Source organism: Hamadaea sp. (assembly GCF_013362815.1).
In the GTDB taxonomy this organism is placed as follows: Bacteria; Actinomycetota; Actinomycetes; order Mycobacteriales; family Micromonosporaceae; genus Hamadaea.
Genome location: NZ_JABFVK010000015.1, coordinates 115,116 through 133,841, shown reverse-complemented (window position 1 = coordinate 133,841; position 18,726 = coordinate 115,116). Strand labels below are relative to the sequence as shown.

20 protein-coding genes are annotated in these 18,726 nt (G+C 69.1%); 15 read left to right on the top strand and 5 right to left on the bottom strand.

Translation table 11 applies throughout. From position 1 onward, the window contains the following. Window positions 1–9: 9 nt before the first annotated feature. Both HOV77_RS09175 and thpR read left to right on the top strand, forming a co-directional pair. Complete coding sequence (locus HOV77_RS09175; RefSeq protein ID WP_290860309.1) at window positions 10–654, top strand: hypothetical protein; 645 nt, start codon at window positions 10–12, stop codon at window positions 652–654. Beyond that, the gene (gene thpR / locus HOV77_RS09170) at window positions 651–1,235 is read left to right on the top strand and encodes an RNA 2',3'-cyclic phosphodiesterase (protein ID WP_290860308.1); all 585 of its coding nucleotides are present in this window, start codon (window positions 651–653) and stop codon (window positions 1,233–1,235) included. The genes HOV77_RS09175 and thpR overlap by 4 nt, the downstream gene beginning before the upstream one ends. Window positions 1,236–1,241: 6 nt before the next feature. On the opposite strand, the gene HOV77_RS09165 is transcribed toward thpR, so the two are convergent. From HOV77_RS09165 to HOV77_RS09155, 3 genes are all read right to left on the bottom strand, one after another. Beyond that, window positions 1,242–2,228, bottom strand: coding sequence for an aldo/keto reductase (locus HOV77_RS09165; protein ID WP_290860307.1), 987 nt, complete (start codon window positions 2,226–2,228; stop codon window positions 1,242–1,244). 182 nt (window positions 2,229–2,410) lie between these two features. Next, the gene (sepH, locus tag HOV77_RS09160; protein ID WP_290860306.1) at window positions 2,411–3,409 is read right to left on the bottom strand and encodes a septation protein SepH; all 999 of its coding nucleotides are present in this window, start codon (window positions 3,407–3,409) and stop codon (window positions 2,411–2,413) included. Between the two features lie 295 nt (window positions 3,410–3,704). Next, the gene (locus tag HOV77_RS09155) at window positions 3,705–4,055 is read right to left on the bottom strand and encodes a hypothetical protein (RefSeq protein ID WP_290860305.1); all 351 of its coding nucleotides are present in this window, start codon (window positions 4,053–4,055) and stop codon (window positions 3,705–3,707) included. Between the two features lie 44 nt (window positions 4,056–4,099). Between HOV77_RS09155 and HOV77_RS09150 the strand changes: the two genes are divergently transcribed. From HOV77_RS09150 to HOV77_RS09120, 7 genes are all read left to right on the top strand, one after another. Continuing rightward, window positions 4,100–4,921, top strand: coding sequence for an inositol monophosphatase (locus HOV77_RS09150; protein WP_290860304.1), 822 nt, complete (start codon window positions 4,100–4,102; stop codon window positions 4,919–4,921). A gap of 102 nt (window positions 4,922–5,023) precedes the next feature. Continuing rightward, window positions 5,024–6,037, top strand: a complete 1,014-nt coding sequence (locus tag HOV77_RS09145; protein ID WP_290860303.1) for a hypothetical protein — start codon at window positions 5,024–5,026, stop codon at window positions 6,035–6,037. An 86-nt stretch (window positions 6,038–6,123) separates the two neighbouring features. Continuing rightward, window positions 6,124–7,320: a substrate-binding domain-containing protein gene (locus HOV77_RS09140; protein WP_290860302.1), complete on the top strand. Its 1,197-nt coding sequence runs from the start codon at window positions 6,124–6,126 to the stop codon at window positions 7,318–7,320. Beyond that, window positions 7,320–8,093, top strand: coding sequence for an ABC transporter ATP-binding protein (locus tag HOV77_RS09135; protein WP_290860301.1), 774 nt, complete (start codon window positions 7,320–7,322; stop codon window positions 8,091–8,093). Before HOV77_RS09140 ends, HOV77_RS09135 begins: the two co-directional genes overlap by 1 nt. Then, a complete protein-coding gene (locus HOV77_RS09130) occupies window positions 8,090–8,788 on the top strand; it encodes an ABC transporter ATP-binding protein (protein WP_290860300.1) in 699 nt (232 codons plus the stop codon). The genes HOV77_RS09135 and HOV77_RS09130 overlap by 4 nt, the downstream gene beginning before the upstream one ends. Beyond that, a complete protein-coding gene (locus HOV77_RS09125; protein ID WP_290860299.1) occupies window positions 8,785–9,636 on the top strand; it encodes a branched-chain amino acid ABC transporter permease in 852 nt (283 codons plus the stop codon). The genes HOV77_RS09130 and HOV77_RS09125 overlap by 4 nt, the downstream gene beginning before the upstream one ends. Continuing rightward, on the top strand, window positions 9,633–10,628 hold the full coding sequence (locus HOV77_RS09120; protein WP_290860298.1) for a branched-chain amino acid ABC transporter permease: 996 nt from the start codon (window positions 9,633–9,635) through the stop codon (window positions 10,626–10,628). Before HOV77_RS09125 ends, HOV77_RS09120 begins: the two co-directional genes overlap by 4 nt. 80 nt (window positions 10,629–10,708) lie before the next feature. On the opposite strand, the gene HOV77_RS09115 is transcribed toward HOV77_RS09120, so the two are convergent. Beyond that, on the bottom strand, window positions 10,709–11,674 hold the full coding sequence (locus HOV77_RS09115) for a pirin family protein (RefSeq protein ID WP_290860297.1): 966 nt from the start codon (window positions 11,672–11,674) through the stop codon (window positions 10,709–10,711). 165 nt (window positions 11,675–11,839) lie between these two features. Here HOV77_RS09115 and HOV77_RS09110 point away from each other — a divergent pair, with 165 nt between their 5' ends. The 6 genes from HOV77_RS09110 (at window position 11,840) to HOV77_RS09085 (ending at window position 17,780) form a co-directional block, all read left to right on the top strand. After that, on the top strand, window positions 11,840–12,814 hold the full coding sequence (locus HOV77_RS09110) for a C40 family peptidase (protein WP_290860296.1): 975 nt from the start codon (window positions 11,840–11,842) through the stop codon (window positions 12,812–12,814). Between the two features lie 115 nt (window positions 12,815–12,929). Continuing rightward, window positions 12,930–14,045 (top strand): SAM-dependent methyltransferase, encoded by a 1,116-nt coding sequence (locus tag HOV77_RS09105; RefSeq protein ID WP_290860295.1) that lies wholly within the window; start codon window positions 12,930–12,932, stop codon window positions 14,043–14,045. Between the two features lie 17 nt (window positions 14,046–14,062). Further along, window positions 14,063–14,359, top strand: a complete 297-nt coding sequence (locus HOV77_RS09100) for a metal-sensitive transcriptional regulator (RefSeq protein WP_290860294.1) — start codon at window positions 14,063–14,065, stop codon at window positions 14,357–14,359. A 33-nt stretch (window positions 14,360–14,392) separates the two neighbouring features. Next, a complete protein-coding gene (locus HOV77_RS09095; protein ID WP_290860293.1) occupies window positions 14,393–14,611 on the top strand; it encodes a heavy-metal-associated domain-containing protein in 219 nt (72 codons plus the stop codon). Beyond that, window positions 14,604–15,536 carry a hypothetical protein gene (locus tag HOV77_RS09090; protein WP_290860292.1) on the top strand — a complete coding sequence of 311 codons (933 nt, stop codon included), beginning with the start codon at window positions 14,604–14,606 and terminating at the stop codon, window positions 15,534–15,536. Before HOV77_RS09095 ends, HOV77_RS09090 begins: the two co-directional genes overlap by 8 nt. A gap of 42 nt (window positions 15,537–15,578) precedes the next feature. Further along, entirely contained in the window at window positions 15,579–17,780 is a 2,202-nt protein-coding gene (locus HOV77_RS09085; protein WP_290860291.1) for a heavy metal translocating P-type ATPase, read from the top strand. Here the strand turns inward: HOV77_RS09085 and HOV77_RS09080 are convergent. Then, window positions 17,759–18,709, bottom strand: coding sequence for a YafY family protein (locus tag HOV77_RS09080; protein ID WP_290860290.1), 951 nt, complete (start codon window positions 18,707–18,709; stop codon window positions 17,759–17,761). The two genes, HOV77_RS09085 and HOV77_RS09080, sit on opposite strands and share 22 nt — an antisense overlap. Between the last annotated feature and the right edge of the window lie 17 nt (window positions 18,710–18,726).

Sequence of the window (18,726 nt, the reverse complement as noted above, 5' to 3'; positions counted from 1 at the left end):
TCGGAGGATATGGCGGTGGTGAAGGCATTGGAGCTGGCCGTGGCGCTGATCGCGCTGGTCACTCTGCCGTGCGCGATCGCCGCCATGATCTGCGCGGACGAAGTCATCGTCTCCCTGCGCCAGTCGTTGCGCCGTCGCCGGGAACACTGGCTCGAGCAGCGGATTCTGCATCAGATGGAGCGCTCGCTGACGCCGCCGCGCGCCTTCCTCGCACCGGTCGCCGCACTCTTCGCCACCGCACCGCGGGCTGCCGTCCCGGCCGGGGCGGGGCGGGGCGGCGTACCGGAGGAAGAGGAAACGCCGCACGGCTGGCTTTCCATGCCGGCCGCGGTCTGGGCCAGTATCACGGCACGCTTGCAAGAGGCGGCTCAAGAGGCGGCTGCGCCACCGCAGCCACTGCCGTCGTCGGCTCATCCGCCGTTCGAGCGGATCGCGGCCGACCTGCGCCGGCTCGGCTCCGACCGGCTGGGCATCGGGCAGCGCAACGAGGTGTGGCACAGCGCGGTCGAGCGGGCATACGACGTCAAGTTGCGAGAGGCGTGCCGGGCCCTCGGCATCGCCGAGCATCTGGAGGAGTTGACGAGCATGGATCGAGAGATCGAGCGACTGCGCATCGAGGGCGAGCTGATCGCCGCGGGGGTTCGGCTGCGGTGAGAGTCTTCGTAGCCCTGTTCCCGCCCGCGCCCGCCATCGCCGATCTCGAATCCCTCGTCTCCCGGTTGCATCTCGGCAAGGCGACTGCCGCCGGTCGCGACGTTCGGCTGGATCCGCCCGAACGCTGGCACGTCACGCTGGCCTTCCTGGGCGAAGTCGACGATGCCGGCCTGGCCGCCGCCGAAGGAGCCGTCGGCCGAGTCGCCGAGGCCTGGCCGCAGGAGCACGCCGGAGTGCCGCCGCTGCGGCTGGCCGACGGCGGCCGGTTCGGCACCGGACCGAGCACCATCCTGTGGGCCGGCCTGCACGGCGACCTGGGCCGCCTCACCGATCTGGCCGGCCAGGTCGATCACGCGCTGGCCGACGTCGGCCTGCCGAGCAGTGACGGCAAGCCGTTCCGGCCGCACCTGACCCTGGCCCGGTGCGGCGATCGACTCTCCACTGAGGAGGTCGCCGCCGATCTGGCCCAATTGCACCAGTACGCCGGCCCGACGTGGAAGGCCGACGAACTGGTGCTGGTGCGGAGCCATCTCGGCGACGACCCTCGTTATGAGCGTCTGCGCTCCTGGCCGCTCTCCTGACCTGAGTTACCAGGCCCACGCTTCGGGGCCGGGGCCGCCCTTGCCCACCGGTGGGAAGAGCTCGTTCAGCCGGGCCAGCGTCTCCGACGACAGCGTGACGTCGAGCGCGCCGACCGCCGAGTCCAACTGGGCCTGCGTACGCGGGCCGATGATGGGCGCGGTGACCCCGGGCCGGGACAGCAACCAGGCCAGGGCGAGATTCGCCGCATCCACCTCGAGCTGCTCGGCGAGTTTCTCGTACGCCTCGATCGTCTCCCGGTTGGCGGTGGCCGCATCACTGGCCCGGCCTTCGTTGACCCGAGCGGCGTCCCCGGTGGCCTGCTTGCGCAGCATGCCGGAGAGCGCCCCGCCGTGCAGCGGCGACCACGGGATGATGCCGATGCCGTAGTGCTGCGCCGCCGGAACCACTTCGAGTTCGACCGTACGCTCGAACAAGTTGTAGATGCACTGCTCGGAGACGAGCCCGAGGAGGCCGTGCTCCTTCGCCGACGCCTGGGCGAGCCCGAGGTGCCAGCCTGCGAAGTTGGACGAGCCGACGTAGAGGACCTTGCCGGCTTGCACCAATGTGGACATCGCCTGCCAGATCTCGTCCCACGGCGTCGACCGGTCGACGTGGTGCATCTGGTAGAGGTCGATGTAGTCGGTCTGCATACGCCGCAACGACTCGTCACACGCCTTGACGATGTGCCGGGCGGACAGGCCGGAGTCGTTGGGCCAGTCGCTCATCTTGCCGTAGACCTTGGTGGCCAGGACGACTTTGTCCCGGCGACCGCCACCGGTGGCGAACCAGCGCCCGATGATCTGCTCGGTGACACCCTCACCGGTCTTCCAGCCGTACACGTCCGCCGTGTCGAAGAAGTTGACGCCCAGCTCCAGCGCGCGATCCATGATCGTGTAGCTGTCGGGCTCGGTGGTCTTGGGGCCGAAGTTCATAGTGCCGAGGCACACCCGGCTCACACTCAGGCCGGTCCGGCCGAGTTTCGTGTACTCCATAGGACCGACCCTATCCCCGGTCCTTACCTCTCAGCACTTTTGGCGGCAGATCACGGTTATGCATGCCATCCGGGGCGGTTTTAGGCCGCATAACCGTGATCTGCAGGTATCCGCGCGGCCATGCGCGAACGCGCCGTGCTCCGCGTCGGGAACTGCGCGCGTGGCGTCGGGAACTGCGAGCGTCAGGAGGATTCGCGGGCGGCGGGCGCTCCGCCGAACAGCACGTCGTCCCAGCTCGGCAGGCGCTTGCGAGGCTTCTCGCCGGTGCCTTCCGCGGCTGCGGATGCCCGGCGTGGGCGCAACACGGCCAGCGACGGAACCGCGGGAACTTCCTTCGGCGCGTCGGGCTCGTCGTCGAACGCCGTGCCCTGGCCACCGATCATCGCGGCTGCGCCGCCGACGACCGTACGCCGTTCGCCCGGAGTGTCCAGGCCTCGGCCCGGCGAACCCGGCCGGTCGAGCGCCGCGACCAGGGCGTCTCGTCCGGCCCGAATCGGGTCGCGGCTGGGACGGCGACCGGCGTCGGCGGTGGCCGGCAGCCCGTGCCCGCCGCGCGAGGTCTCGCCCCGGGTCGGCGGCGCATCGGGCGCGGCGGTCCGGTCGGCGCAGAGGTACTGCGCCATGTCGTCGTACGGCGTGACGGACTGACGAGTCTTGTCGAGCTCCCAGATCGCCTGCGCGGTCGCCTTGCCACTGGGCCAGGTCGCGACGACCCGCCACGTGCCGTCCTCGCGCCGGTACGCGTCCCAGGAGATCTTCTCGGCGTCCACCCCGTGCTGGGCCAGCCGAGCGTCGACGACCTCGGCGAGCGACCCGGACAGACTCCGGTCAGTGGTCTTGAGCCTGGTACGCCGGGCGTGCTGAGCCAGCATCGCCCGCTCCTGGAGAACGGGACCGGCATACCGCAGTACGCGGTCGACCGGAACTCCGGCAACGCGTGCGACGTCGTCGGCGCTTTCGCCGCCGCGAATACGAGCCTGAATGTCGCGAGGGGACAGAGCGGCACTGCCGTCGATCTGTCCAGCGGCGACGGTCAGCGTCGCGGTCGGACCCGTACGCTCGGCGTTCAGTGCGCCGGAGACCCGGTCGTCGATGGGCAACGCAAGGAGACGGCCGACCTCGTCTGCGAGAACAAGAGCCTGGCCGTCCTCGGAGAGGGCGACGAACCGCACTGGCCGCATCGCTTGCCTCCGTCCCCTGAGCGGACCGACGCCGACGGGGAGATGACGCCGACGCTTCCTTGGACACGGTACGCGGTGCCCGCAGATCCGCACACCCGCCACGCCGCCAGAGTTCATGTTTTGGGGAATCGATCATGTATGGAGGGAGTCGATCACCCGATAGCCGTGCCACGCTCATGCGGAAACGCCGTTGATCACCCCGATTAGTTCATGATCGCGCGGAAAAATCGCGCGGAAAGGGAGTTGGGCGGAAAGGCGGGGGCGGGACGGGGGTGAGGGGCGAGGGAGGACGGCGTCAGGAGCGGGTGACTTTGACGACGATCTCCGAGTCGCTGATGGAGGTCAGGTTGACCGTCAGGCTCCCGACACTGGCGGAGGCGTCCCGCTTCACGGTGACCTGCTGACCGCCCACGGCCAGCGTCACCGAGTCGTCGGTGGCGCTCACCACGGAGATGTCGACGCCGAGCACGGAGACTTTGGCCTTGTCCGCGTTGCGCTGGAAGGTGATCGTGCATTCGCTCGTGCTGGCGCAGTTGGCCGACGCGTTCTCGGCGGAGCACCCGGCGAGCGTCGCGGGGCCGGCCAGACCCAGAGTGAGCAGGGCGGCGGCCGTCCAACGGGAACCGCGGCGCAGCGTTGCGATCATGTCTGCGATCATATTCGGCGAATCGGCGGGAGGGGTGCGAAAGCATGCTGGAGCAGGTCGAAACGATCGTTCGTGAGGTCGCTGAGGAGGTCGTGCTCCCGAAGTTCCGGGCGCTGGCCGTCGGCGAGATCGAGGAGAAGTCGCCCGGGGAGATCGTGACCGTGGCGGACCGGGCGAGCGAGGTGTTGCTGGCGAAACGGTTGGCGGCGCTGCTGCCCGACGCCGGGATCGTCGGCGAGGAAGCGGCGGCGGCGGATCCGGGCGTACTGGATCGGCTGGCCGGCGACGAACCCGTGTGGGTGATCGACCCGATCGACGGGACCAGCAACTTCGCCAGTGGCCGGGAGCCGTTCGGGATCATGGTCTCGCTGGTCCGTTCGGGCCGGCCGGTGCTCGGCGTGATCTACGAACCGGTGCCCGACGTGATCACCGTCGCCGAAGCGGGTTCAGGGACCTATGTGGACGGTGTGCGTACGCGGATGGGCACCGACCCGCTGACCATCGGTGAGCTCCGGGGTGGCGTCTTGACCCGGTTCCTCCCGGATGCCGTCCGCGAGCGCGTCGAGGCCGGACTGCCCGAGTTGGGCGCGGCGCTGCCCGGTTTCCATTGCGCCGCCCATGAATACCGCCACCTCGTGACGGGCGGCGAGGAGTTCGCCCTCTTCTGGCGCAGCCTGCCGTGGGACCACGCCGCGGGCGCACTGATCGTCCGCGAGGCCGGAGGTGTCGTTCGTCGCTTGGACGGCACGGAATATGTCGTCGGGGACGGCCGGACGGGGCTGCTCGGCGCGCGCGATCAAATCAGCAGTGAACTGCTCCGGAAGGCTCTCATCGACGGACTTCCGTCACATTGGGTGACGGCCTGACGAGCGATCTGGGACTGCCAGGCACCCAGCGCGGTCGGGTACGCTGTCCGGCGGTTTCCCCGTCAGGTGACCCCCCACCTGCGGTGATGGAAGGGACCGACCGTGACTCTGACGGCACCTCCACGTCGATGGCTGGCGCCGCTGCTGGCGCTCGTCGTGGCCGTGACGTTGTTCGTCACTCCGGACAACGCGTACGCCGAACCCGACGAGGGTGGCAATGCGACGCAGTTGATCCAGAACATCGAGGCGGCGTCGCGGGGCTACCTCGAGGCGCAGGAAGCCCTCGAGGTGTCCCAGACCAAGCAGGTCCGGCTCCAGAAGGAGCTGGCCCAGGTCAACGCCGAACTCGGGCCGCTGCGCAAGGAAGTCGCCGCGATCGCGGTGGAGGCGTACACGAACGGGCGGCTCACCACGATCGGCGCGATGTTGTCGGCCTCCACCTCCGACTCGTTCCTCGAACGGGCGACGATGCTGGAGGAGATGACCTACCGCGAAGACGAGTCGTTGCGCCGGCTGACCCGGCTCGAGGCGAAGGCGACAGCCGACAAGGAAGCCATCGACGCCGAGGCGACCATCCAGAAGGCGCAGAAGGCCGAGATGAAGAAGCGGCTGGACGCGCTGGAGCTGACGCTGTCGAAGTCGGGCGGCCGCAAAGCCGCGACCGGCTGGCTCAAGCTCCCGGCTCCGAAGGCGATCCCGACGAGGCGTAACGCCGACGGGAGCCTGCCGTCGGAAGGCGCGACTGTGAAGGACCCGACGGGTACGGGCGGCAAGATCACGCCGCGGACGAACCACGCCTACGACGAGGCGAGACGCGTCGGTTTCACACGCTTCACGAAGTGCTGGCGTACGCAGAGCTGGGGTGAACACCCCAAGGGCCGGGCCTGTGACTTCTCGGTCAGTGTGGGCGGATTCTCAGGTGTGCCCAATTCGTCCGAACGCATCTACGGCGACAAACTGGCGGCGTTCTTCATCCAGAACGCGAGAGCGCTCGGGGTCCTCTACGTCATCTGGTACCGGATGATCTGGACGCCCGGCGTCGGCTGGCACAACTACAGCGGTTGCTGCGGGGCGGCGGCCGAGCACCAGAATCACGTCCACCTCTCCATGTACTGAGTTATGTCGGCGGCCCACATAGTGGGGCCGCCGCCGCCCACCTAACGTCTCCGGGCAACATCCCTGTAACAGTGCTGGAGACGCTGATGAGCGCTACTTATACGCGGCGGTCGCTTACTGCGGCCGCAGTGCTGGCCGTCGCCGCCGCGGCTGTGGGCTGCTCCAGCCCGCAGGACGCCGCCTCGGGTGACCAGAACGCCCCGATCAAGGTCGGTCTGGTGTACTCGCAGTCCGGCGCATTGGCCAGCTACGGCCAGCAGTACAAGGCCGGATTCACCGCCGGTCTGGCGTACGCGACGAACGGCACGGGCAAGGTCAACGGGCGGACCGTCGAGGTCTCCGAGGCCGATGACGCGGGCGACCCGAACAAGGCGGTGTCGGCGGCCAAGGACATGATCGGCAAGGGCGTCAAGATCCTCGCCGGGTCGACGGCCTCCGGGGTCGCGTTGCAGGTCGCCCCGATCGCCGCGCAGAACAAGGTGCTCTTCGTCTCCGGCCCGGCCGCCACCGATGGCGTGACCGGGGTCAACCGATACACGTTCCGCTCCGGTCGGCAGTCGTACCAGGACGTGCTGACCGCAAAGTCCTTCGTCGGCGACGCGACCGGCAAGAAGGTGCTGGTCTTCGCGCAGGACAGCGCGTTCGGCAAGGCCAACGAGGCGGCCGTGAAGGCGGTCATCGGCGGCGCGGGCGCGACCGTGAGCAGCATCCTCGTCCCGGCCACCGCGACCGACTTCACCCCGGCGGCGGTGCAGGCGAAGAACGCCAAGGCCGATCTCGTCTTCGTCGCGTGGGCGGGCACCACCGCCAGCGCGATGTGGCAGGCGCTCGACCAGCAGGGCGTCCTCGGGTCGACCCAGGTGGTCACGGGTCTGGACCAGAAGTCCACCTGGCCGACCTTCGGCGCGGCGGGCGGCAAGATCTCGTTCCTCTCGCACTTCTTCGACGGCGCGACCACCGGCGCGAACGAGAACGCGGTCGCGAAGGCGGCCCGGGAGAAGGTCGGCGGCCCGCTGGACCTGTTCCACCCGGACGGTTTCACCGCCGCGCAGATGATCGTGCGGGCCATCGCCGAGGGCGGCGACGACGTCGAGAAGCAGATCAAGGCCCTGGAGGGGTACAGCTTCGACGGCGTCAAGGGCAAGCTCACCATCCGGGCCGAGGACCATGCGCTGCTGCAGCCGATGTTCCAGGTCAAGTTCGGTGCGGACGGTCAGCCGGAGCTGATCAAGGCGGTCGCCCCGCAGGACTGCGCGCCGCCCGCTGCGGCGATGAAGTCCTGATGTCCGACCAGCTGGCGGGAAGCCCGACGGTCCTCGCGACCGCCGGGCTCACCTGGCGCATCGGCACCGCGGCGATCGTCGACGGCGTGAGCCTCCAGCTGCGGGCCGGCGAGTTCCTGGGCGTGATCGGTCCCAACGGCGCGGGTAAGACCTCGCTGTTCAACCTGATCAGCGGCCTTCGCGCCGCCACGGCGGGCACCGTCGAACTCCTCGGCCACGACGTCACCCGGCTCGCGCCCCATCGGCGCGCGCGACGCGGTCTGGGCCGCACGTTTCAAGCTTCGTCGGTCTTCGGATCTTTGTCGGTACGCGAAAACGCGCGACTGGCGGTGCAGGCTCACGACGGGGGATCCCTGCAAGCGTGGCGCAGCACCAAAGCGTTCCGCGGAGTCGCCGAGCGCGCGGACGAATGCCTGGCCGCGGTAGGTCTGTCTGAACGAGGCGAAGCGCTTGCCGCAACGCTGGCCCACGGCGAGAAGCGGAAGCTGGAGATCGCATTGCTGCTGGCGGGTTCGCCGCGAGTGATGCTGCTGGACGAGCCGATGGCCGGGGTCGCCGCCGAGGACGTCCCGGAGCTGGTCGAGGTGATCCGCGGGCTGACCGGCCACACCCAAGGGGCGGTCCTCATGGTGGAACACCACATGGAAGTGATCCTCGGGCTGGCCGACCGGCTCGCCGTCATGCATCACGGCGCGCTGCTGGCTTGCGACATCCCGGACGTGGTCATGGCCAATCCCGTTGTGCAGGAGGCGTACTTGGGGGAGGAGCTATGAGCATCCTCCAGGTGCGCGACCTGAACGTCGTGCTGTCGGGGCTCAGCATCCTGCAAGGCGTCTCCTTCGACGTCGCGCCGACCGGCGTGACCGTGCTGCTCGGCCGCAACGGCGTCGGCAAGACCACTACTCTGCGCGCCATCCTCGGGCTCGCGCCCGGCATCGGTTCGGTGACCTTCGACGGGGCCGACATCCTGGGTCGCCGCACCCACGAACTGGTCCAGAAAGGACTCGGTTACGTGCCGGAGGACCGCTGCGTCTTCGCGGGGTTGACGGTCGCCGAGAATCTCCGGCTGGCCGAACGCACCAAGAATTCGGCGTACGAGTTGGTCTTCGAACTGTTCCCGGAGCTGAAGAAACGCGCGAGCCAGAGGGCCGGCTCGCTGTCGGGCGGACAGCAGCAGATGCTCGCCCTGGGCCGCGTGCTGCTCACCGAGAACCGGCTGCTGCTCGTGGACGAGCCCACGAAGGGCCTGGCCCCCAAGGTGGTCACGGAGGTGGCGGACGCGCTCGCGCGGGTCGCGGTCCGCGTCCCGATCCTGCTGGTGGAGCAGAATCTAGCAGTCGTACGCCGATTGGCGGGTGACGCGGTGGTCCTCGCTGCGGGCCAGGTCGCCTGGACCGGTGGCGCATCGGAGCTGCTCAGCGATCACGACCTGACGAAATCCCTCTTGGGCGTCGGGAGTCACTCATGAGCACTGTGGTTCTGCTGGCGGTGACTGGGCTCGGTCTGTCGGCGCTGTACTTCCTGATCGCGTCGGGTCTGTCGCTCGTGTTCGGGCTGGCCGACGTCCTCAACTTCGCGCACGGCTGGTTCCTCACCGTCGGTGCGTACGCCGCTTATTGGGCGACGCCGAAAGTGGGGTTCGCCGGGGGAGTCGTGGCCGGCGTACTGGCCGGGGCGGGAGTCGCCGCGCTCGTCGAGTTGGTCATGATCCGGCCCCTCTACAAGCGCACGATCGCCCAGGTACTCGTCACCGTCGGGTTGTCGCTCGCCGGAGTGGCGTTGTTCCAGGCGTTGTTCAGCCCGGACGCCCGCATCTTCCCCAGTCCCAAGTGGACGCAACAAGTCGTGGGCTTCCTCGGCGCGCGGGTCCCGGTCAAGTCGCTGCTGCTCATCGCGGGTGCGGTCGTCGTACTCGCGGCGCTGCTCGCCTTCCTGCGGTGGACCCGCTATGGCCTGATCATCCGGGCCGGCGTGGAGAACCGGGAGATGGTGACCGCGCTGGGCATCGACGTCCGGAAGGCGTTCACGCTCGTCTTCGCGATCGGCGGTGCGGCGGCCGGGCTTGCCGGGGCGCTCGGCGGGGTCTACTTCGAGTCGGTGTCGCCCACCGGCGGCGCTTCTTTGCTGATCTTCGCCTTCATCGTGGTCGTCATCGGCGGAATGGGCTCCATCACGGGCTCGGCCGTCGCCGCGGTCGCCGTGGGCCTGCTCCAGCAGTTCGTGAACTACTACGGCTCAGCCGGAGCGGGCGACGTATGCGCCGTGGCGCTGCTCGCGATCGTCCTGCTCACCCGGCGGCAAGCGAGGCAAGCATGACCTACCTGCGCAGATACTGGCCCTTCGGCGCGGTCGCCGTCCTCGCCTTGCTCCCGTACGCCGGAGTCGGCATCCCCGGCGTCTTCGACGGGCCGCTGAACAGCCCGGGAACCCTGCAACTTCTCGCGTTGTGCCTGCTCTTCGGCGGTCTCGCCACCGGATACGACCTGCTGTTCGGGCGTACGGGGCTGCTGAGCTTCGGGCAGGCGCTGTTCGTGGCGCTGGGTGCGTACGGGGCCGATGTGCTGATCACGAAGGCCGGATTGCCGTTGGCCTTGGCGGCTCCCGCCGCGATCCTGCTCGGCACCACGGTCGCCGCGGCGATCGGTGCGATCGCGTTGCGCGTCACCGGCATCGCCTTCGCCATGGTCACCCTCGCCTTCGCTCAGGTGGGCGCGATCCTGGCGGCTCGGGACGCGTGGGGCCTCACCGGTGGGGACGAGGGCCTGGCATTGGACGTCTCCGGGTTGCCGTCCGGACTCGTGGGGGTCGTCAACACCTACAAGCTCTACTGGGTGAGTCTGGCGTACCTCGTGATCGTGATGATCGTGGTGCGGCGGACCGTGAGCTCGCCGACCGGCCGGGTGCTCGCGGGCCTGCGCGACGACGAGCGGCGAGTGGGCGTGCTCGGGCTGAACCCGTATGCCTTCAAGCTTTTCGCGTTCGTCCTCGCGGGCGCGTTGGCGGCGGCCGGTGGAGTCGTGCATCTGCTGCTGGTGCAGGGTGCCGATCCGAAGATCGCCGGAAGCGAGCTGACGTTGTCGCTGCTCGTCATGGTGGTGCTCGGCGGACCCGGTACGCGCTACGGCCCGCTCCTGGGCGGGGTGCTCTACACCTATCTGGACTATCGGCTCACCCACGTCGCCGGCGGCCTGCCCGGGCCGTTGAAGCAGCCGTTGTTCGTGCTCGGCGTGATCTTCATCCTCGCCGTGTACTTCTTTCCCGGTGGGATCGCCCAGCTCCGGCTACGCGCCCTGCGCCGCACCCTTTAGCGCGGTGCTTTGGGCTGCAGATCACGGTTATGCATGCTTCCGACGCGGTTCTTAGCATGCATAACCGTGATCTGCAGCTGTCAGAGGCCGGGGCCGTGGCCGGCCGGGATGGTGCCGAGCCGCCCGGCCTGGAAGTCCTCGAACGCCTGCATCAGCTCGGCCTTGGTGTTCATGACGAACGGGCCGTACGCCGCGATCGGCTCCCGGATCGGCTGGCCGCCCAGGATCAGGACGTCCAGCTTCGGGCTGCGCGACTCCTGCTGAGGAGCCGCCTCGATGGTCAGCGCGCCGCCGCTGCCGAAGACTGCGAGCTGGCCGAGGCGTACGGGTTGCTTCTTCGCGCCGACGAAGCCGGAACCGGCGAGCGTGTAGACCAGCGCGTTGAAGTCCTCCCGCCAGGGCAGCCGCAGCTGAGCGCCGGGCTCCAAGGTGGCGTGGATCAACGTGATCGGCGTATGCGTCACGCCCGGTCCGGGGTGGCCGTCCAGATCACCCGCGATGACTCGGATCAGCGAACCGCCGTCCGGCGAGGTGAGCAGCGAGACCTGCCCGGCCCGGATGTCCTGGTAGCGCGGATCGGCCATCTTGAGGCTGCGCGGCAGGTTCACCCAGAGCTGGAAGCCGTGGAAGAGACCGCCCGAGGCCACCAGTTCCTCCGGCGGAGCCTCGATGTGCAGCAGGCCCGAACCGGCGGTCATCCACTGCGTGTCGCCGTTCGTGATCAGCCCGCCGCCGCCGTTGGAGTCCTGGTGACGGAACGTGCCGTCGAGGAGGTAGGTGACCGTCTCGAAGCCCCGGTGTGGATGCCAGGGGGTGCCCTTCGGCTCGCCCGGGGCGTACTCGACCTCACCCATCTGATCCATGTGGATGAAGGGATCGAGGTGCCGCAGATCGACTCCGGCGAAGGCCCGGCGGACCGGGAAGCCCTCGCCCTCGAAGCCGCTGGGCGCGGTGGTGACGGAGACGACCGACCGCTCTGGCGCGGCGGGGCCCGGGTCGGAGACCCGCGGCAGTACGAGCACGTTCTCAACGGTGATCGCTGGCATGCGTTCAGAATAGCAGATAGTTGAACCGTCAACTAGTGTCGCGTTCGCTACAGGGTTCGCCGACGGGGTTCGCCGGGTCGGCGTCACGCCACGCCGAGAACGGTCGTTGACTGGGACGTGTCGATGCTCCCCCGTTCTGCATGGTGTGGCCGATTTGTCCGGTCGTTGGGCGTTGTCACCGTTTTACTGGCGTCGCTGACCGCACCGGGTGTCGCGATCGCTCAGCCGGGCTCCCCGCCCGGCCCGCCCGCCGGGCTCAGCCGGGAGCAGCTGGTCCAGCGCATCCAGAAGGCTTCCGACCAGCTCGAAGGAGTCATCGAGCGGTACAACCAGCTGCGGTCCGACCTCCAGACGACGGTCGCCCAGATCGCCGTGCTGAAGCGGCAGATCGGGCCGCTGGAGAAGCAGGTCGCCGACCATCAGGCCAAGGTCGGCGTGATCGCGAGTGCGGCGTACACGACGGCGGGGTCGACTTCGTTCGCCGCGTTGCTGCACGCCGATTCCACCCGTGACGTGCTCGATCAGCTCATGGTCATCCAGCTGCTCGCCGACGACCAGCGCCGGGAGATCGCCGCGCTGACCGGGCTGCGGCACGAGTACGAGACGGCGCAGGCCACTCTGCGTACGCTCATCTCGCAGGGCCGGTCCCAGCAGAAGGATCTGGCGACGAGTCGGGCCAAGATCGAGGCGGATCTCGCCACCCTCCAGCGATGGCGTACGCACGCCTTCGGCCCGTCCGGTACGCCGCCGCACGCCAACGCCCGGGTCGGCTGGGTGAAGCCGGAGGTCACGGGGGTGCCTGCGAAGATCCTCGACTTCGCGTTGGGCCAGCTGGGCAAGGCGTACCGGTGGGCCGGGGAGGGGCCGGACGGATTCGACTGCTCCGGCCTGGTGCTGGCGGCGTACAAACGGGTCGGCAAGGAGCTGCCGCACAACTCGGCCCGGCAGTTCGACGTCGTCCACAAGATCAAGCGAGATCAACTCCAGCCCGGCGACCTGATCTTCTTCTACCGCGATCTGCATCACGTCGGGATCTACATCGGCGGCGACCGGATGGTGCACGCCCCCACCCCGGGGGAGAAGGTACGCATCGACTACTTCGACGGGATGCCCGTCCGTGGCTACGGCCACGTCACGTAGCCACGGGCCGCATTGCTGGATCAGGGTTCTGGGTCGAATCTTGGCCCAAGATTCGACCCAGAACCCTGATCCAGCGCTTAAGAAGGTCGGGCGGAGGGCTCGGTAGATTAGGGGTATGACGTGGGAAGAGGCCGCCGCTGAGCTGCGGGAAGCGCTGCTGAGCTCCGATTTCGTCCGGGCGGTCGCCAACACGGGGACGCAGCGGGTGACCGTGCGGCCGATCGAGGTCAAGTCCGGGCCGGCGCTGCAGATCGTCACCGAGGACGGCGTACGCCCGACGACCAAGACGGTGCCCGTCACGAAGGCGGCGATCGAGCCGCTCCTCGACGAGCGCTACCGGAACTGGCACGTCGAGACGGCCCGGCAGACGGTGAAGGTGCAGATCAGCAAGAAGGGCCGCGTGCTGCTCTCGAAGGGCGGCCCGCCGGCGGCGCCGGTCACCGCTGCGAAGGGCCATGACCGGGAGAAGCAGCACCTCCTCGACCCGGGCGACCCGCTGTTCGACGTGATCGGCGGCGACGCCCGCAAACGACGTCAGGTGGACGCCTTCCTCCGCGCGCTCGACGCCGCCCTCCCGGCCGAGGTGCCTGACCGGCTCCGGGTGGTGGATCTCGGCTGTGGCAACGCGTACCTCACTTTTGCGGCGTACCGCCATCTGACCGAACGCGGCCTGGACGTGCACTTGACCGGCGTCGACGTGCGGGAAGACCAGCGTGAGCGCAACACGCGCCTGGCTGCGGAGCTGGGTTTCGAGAAGGTCGACTTCGTCGCGGGCACGATCCTGGACGCGAAGGTCGAGGGCGCCGTGGACGTGGTGCTCGCGCTGCACGCCTGCGACACCGCGACCGACGAGGCACTGGCCCGGGCGATCGAGTGGGACGCGCGCTGGATCTTGGCCGCGCCGTGCTGCCACAAGGACATCTCCCGGCAGTTGCGGAAGGGGACCGAGACGGCATTGACTCGGTCGGGCATCCTGCGCGAGCGCTTCGCCGACGTGCTGACCGACTCGCTGCGCTCGGCGATCCTCCGCGATCAGGGGTACGCCGTCGACGTCGTGGAGTTCGTAGACTCCGCGCACACACCCCGGAACCTCCTCCTGAAAGCGACGAAGCTGCAAGCGACGAAAGCGGTACACGGGAACCCTCAGGGCCCGTCCGGCGACTATCAGTCGTTGGTGTCCGACTGGGGTGTGCGTCCTCACCTCGCGGAGTTGTTGCACCGGATACCCTAGGGGGGTATGGTCGAGTCATGACAGAAGACTCCCACGGGCACAGCTACAGCGCGGCCGAGGACAAGCAGGCCTTGCTCAGCCGGCTGCGTCGGGTCGAAGGCCAGGTGCGCGGCATTCAGCGCATGGTCGAGCAGGACACCTACTGCATCGACGTGCTGACCCAGATCTCGGCAGCCACGAAGGCGCTGCAGGCGGTCGCGGTCGGCCTGCTGGAGGACCACCTCGGGCACTGCGTCGTGCAGGCCGCCCGCGACGGTGATCCGACCGCCAAGGTCAAGGAGGCGAGCGACGCGATCGCCCGCCTGGTCCGCTAGCGCGACGGCGCTATCCGCAACGAGGAGAAGCACATGTCTGTCGAGACCACCTACCAGATCAAGGGCATGACCTGCGGCCACTGCGCCCAGGCGGTCACCGGTGAGCTGACCCTGCTCACCGGCGTACGCACGGTCGACGTCGACGTGCCGGCCGGAGTCGCCAAGGTGAGCAGCGACGCGCCGCTCGCCCTGGACGAGGTCCGCGCCGCCGTCGACGAGGCCGGCTACGAGCTGGTCGGAATCGATGGCTGACACCCGGACCCGGGTGAACACCCCCCGCCCGCGGACCGCCGACGCCGGTGGCCTGCGGGTGGGGATCGTCGTCGGCGGACTGGTCGTCGCCTTGATCGCAGGGTTCGCCCTAGGCAAGGCGATGGGTTCGCCCTCGGCCGCCGGTGGTACGCCGACCGGCACCACGCCGACGTTCAACGAGGCCAGTCCGCATACGCATGCGATGACGGGCATGACGGGCAGCGAGGTCGGCGGACTGTCGATCAACGCCGCCGGCTACACCCTCGTGCCGAAGCAGACGGCGTTCAAGACCGGCGTACAGGACTTCCGATTCGTCGTCACCGGGCCGGACGGCAAGCCGGTGTCGACCTTCGCGGTAGTCCACGACCGGCCGCTGCACTTCGTGCTGGCGCGCCGGGATCTGTCGGGCTACCAGCACCTCCATCCGACGATGGCGCCGGACGGAACCTGGTCGGTCTCGGTGAACCTCGCCCAGCCGGGGATCTACCGGGCCGTCGCCGACTTCACGGCGATCGGCGCGGCGGGCGCGCAGACCGCGATCACGCTCGGCACCGACCTCACCGTCGCCGGTTCCTACCAGCCGACCGGCGTTCCGGCCGTCGCGCGGGAGGTCGCTGTCGACGGCTACACCGTGGCATACGAGGGGACGCTGCAGATCGGCGCGACCTCGCCGCTGCTGTTCCGGGTGTTCCAAGACGGCAAACCCGTCACGGTCGACCCCTACCTCGGCAGCTACGGCCACCTCGTCTTCCTGCGCGAGCTGGATCTCGCGTACGTGCACACCCACCCGGAGACACAGCTCACGGGTGGTGCGGTGAAGTTCTGGGCGACCGCGCCCAGCACCGGGACGTACCGGATGTTCTTCGACTTCCAAGTGAGCGGCAAGGTGCATACCGCCGCGTTCACGCTGGTCTTCGGGAACTGACCGTCGTCCGCCCAAACCACACTCGGATTGGGAGGACACCAAATGCGATCGCAGAACGTCGTCGAGCTGAGTATCGGCGGGATGACCTGCGCGACCTGCGCCGGCCGCGTCGAGAAGAAGCTCAACAAGATGCCCGGCGTCACGGCGTCGGTGAACTTCGCGACCGAGACGGCGCACGTCTCCTACGAACCGTCGGTGACGGTGGACGACCTGGTCGCCACGGTCGTGGCCACCGGCTACTCGGCGACTCCGCCCGTCGTCGAAGAAGAAGCCGCGTCGGTGGAGACCGAGCGGGACCCCCTGCGCGACAGGTTGATCGGCAGCATCGTGCTCTCGATCCCGGTCGTGCTCCTCTCGATGATCCCGGCGCTCCAGTTCGACAACTGGCAATGGGCCGCGCTCACCCTGGCCGCCCCCGTCGTGACCTGGGGCGCGTGGCCGTTCCACCGGGCCGCGCTGCTCAACGCGCGCCACGCCACGGCCACCATGGACACCCTGATCAGCCTCGGTGTCGCGGCGTCGTTCCTGTGGAGCCTCTACGCGCTCTTCATCGGTGACGCCGGGATGACCGGGATGAAGATGCCGCTCGACTTGTTCGCCCGCTCGGTCACCGAGCAGCACCTCTACCTCGAAGTGGGCGCGGCGCTGACCACGTTCCTGCTGGCCGGTCGCTGGTTCGAGCACCGCGCGAAGCGTACGGCGGGATCGGCTCTGCGCGCCCTGCTCCATCTCGGTGCGAAGCAGGTCACGCTGCTGGTCGACGGTCGCGAACAGACCGCCCCGATCGAGCAGCTCAAGGTCGGCGACGTCTTCGTCGTGCGGCCCGGCGAGAAGATCGCCACCGACGGGGTCGTCGTCGAAGGCGCCAGCGCGGTCGACGCCAGCATGCTCACCGGCGAAAGCGTACCGGTCGAGGTCGGGCCCGGGTCCGACGTCGTCGGAGCCACCGTCAACGCGGGCGGCCGGCTCATCGTCCGGGCCACCCGGGTCGGCGCGGACACTCAGCTCGCGCAGATCGCCAAGCTGGTGACCGAGGCGCAGTCCGGCAAGGCTCCGGTGCAGCGGCTCGCCGACCGGATCAGCTCGGTCTTCGTCCCGGCGGTCATCCTCATCGCGCTCGGCACGTTCGCCGGATGGCTCGCGGTCACCGGCAACGTCACGGCCGCGTTCACCGCGGCGGTCGCGGTGCTGATCGTCGCCTGCCCCTGCGCTCTCGGCCTGGCCACGCCGACCGCGCTGCTCGTCGGCACCGGGCGCGGCGCGCAGCTCGGCGTCCTGATTCGCGGCCCCGAGGTCCTCGAGTCCACCCGCCGCGTCGACACCATCCTGCTGGACAAGACCGGCACGGTCACGACGGGTGTCATGGCGCTCGCCGGCCTGTCGCCCGCCGAGGGGTTCACCAACGACAAGCTCATCTGGTACGCCGGAAGCCTGGAACAGGCTAGTGAGCATCCGATCGCGCGAGCGATCGCGGCGGCCGCCCCGGAACTGTCCAAGGTGGAGGATTTCACGGCGCTCCCCGGGCTCGGCGCGTCGGGCGTGGTCGACGGCCGGACGGTGCTGGTCGGCCGGGCGTCGCTACTCAGCGACAACGGAGTGACGGTGCCCGAAGAGGGCGCTCGGGCGGACATGACCTCGGTGGCGGTCGCCGTCGACGGGCAGTTCGCGGGCTGGGTGCACGTCGCCGACACGGTCAAGCCGACGTCTTCCGACGCGATCGCGGCGCTGCGCCGGGAAGGACTGCGGCCGGTGCTGCTCACCGGCGACGCGGCCGGGCCGGCCGGCCTCGTCGCCGCGCAGGTCGGCATCGCGTCCGCTGACGTCGTGTCGGGTGTGCTCCCCTCGGGCAAGGTCGACGCCGTGCGGGAGTTGCAGCAGCGGGGCGCCGTCGTAGCGATGGTGGGTGACGGGGTGAACGACGCCGCTGCCCTCGCCGCTGCCGACCTGGGTCTCGCGATGGGCACCGGCACCGACGCCGCCATCGAGGCCGCCGACCTGACCCTGGTCCGGGGCGACCTCACGGCGACCGTGGACGCGATCCGGCTGTCGCGCGCGACCCTACGAAACATCAAGCAGAACCTGTTCTGGGCGTTCGCGTACAACTTGGTGTTGATCCCGCTGGCCGCCCTGGGCCTGGTGACGCCGGTCCTTGCCGGTCTCGCAATGGCCTTCAGCAGCATCTTCGTGGTGCTGAACAGCCTGCGGCTCTTCAGATTCCGCGGCTACTCGGCCGCCGCTGAGTAGGCCGCGGCGAGCTGCCGCAGGAGATCACGAAGCTCGGGCGGGTTGACCGCGGTGAACCCGACGCCGAGCTTCGTGACGTAGGTGACCAGGCCGAGCAGCGAGTTCGTGCCGGTCTGGAAGAGGCAGGTCTCGTCGTCGATCGGGACGAGGAGACCTGCCTCCGGCGGTATCCGGCCGGCCAGCGTCTCGGCCGAGGCGTGAAGCCTGATCTCCGCCTGATGGGGCCACGCCGCCGCGCCGACACCCCGGCGTACGCGGTCGGTCGCCTCCTCGTCGGTCAGATCCCTCGGTGTGAACCGGGGACCCGCCGGTGGCCGGGGCGCGATCCGATCCGCCCGGAAGGTACGCCAATCGCCCCGATCGAGATCCCAGGCCAGCAGGTACCACCGCTGTCCGGTGTAGACCAGGCGCTGCGGCTCGACGCTGCGAACGGTGTCGCCGGAGTGTCCCGTGTAGTCGAATCGCAGGCGCTCGTGGTCTCGGATGGCGGCGGCGATGACGGTCAGGTTCTGCGGGTCGACCGCAGGTCCACCGCCCGCCGCGAAGACGGTCGCCCTTCTCAGGGCGTCCACCTGCCCACGCAGCCTTGCGGGGAGGGTCTGCTGCAACTTCGCCAGGGCGCGTACCGACGGCTCCTCGATGCCTGCCACCGAACCAGCCGCCGCCGCGCTGAGCCCCACCGCGACGGCGACCGCCTCCTCGTCGTCGAGCAGCAACGGCGGCACCGTCTTGCCCGGACCGAGCCGGTAACCGCCGGTGATCCCGGTACTGGAGTGGATCTCGTAGCCGAGGATGCGCAGGCGCTCGATGTCGTTGCGTACGGTCCGGCTGGTCACCTCGAGGCGGTCGGCCAGGTCGGCCCCCGACCAGTCGCGGCGCGACTGCAACAGCGCAAGCAGCCGCAGAAGTCGGACCGAAGTTTCCAGCATTGAGGAATCATACGTTC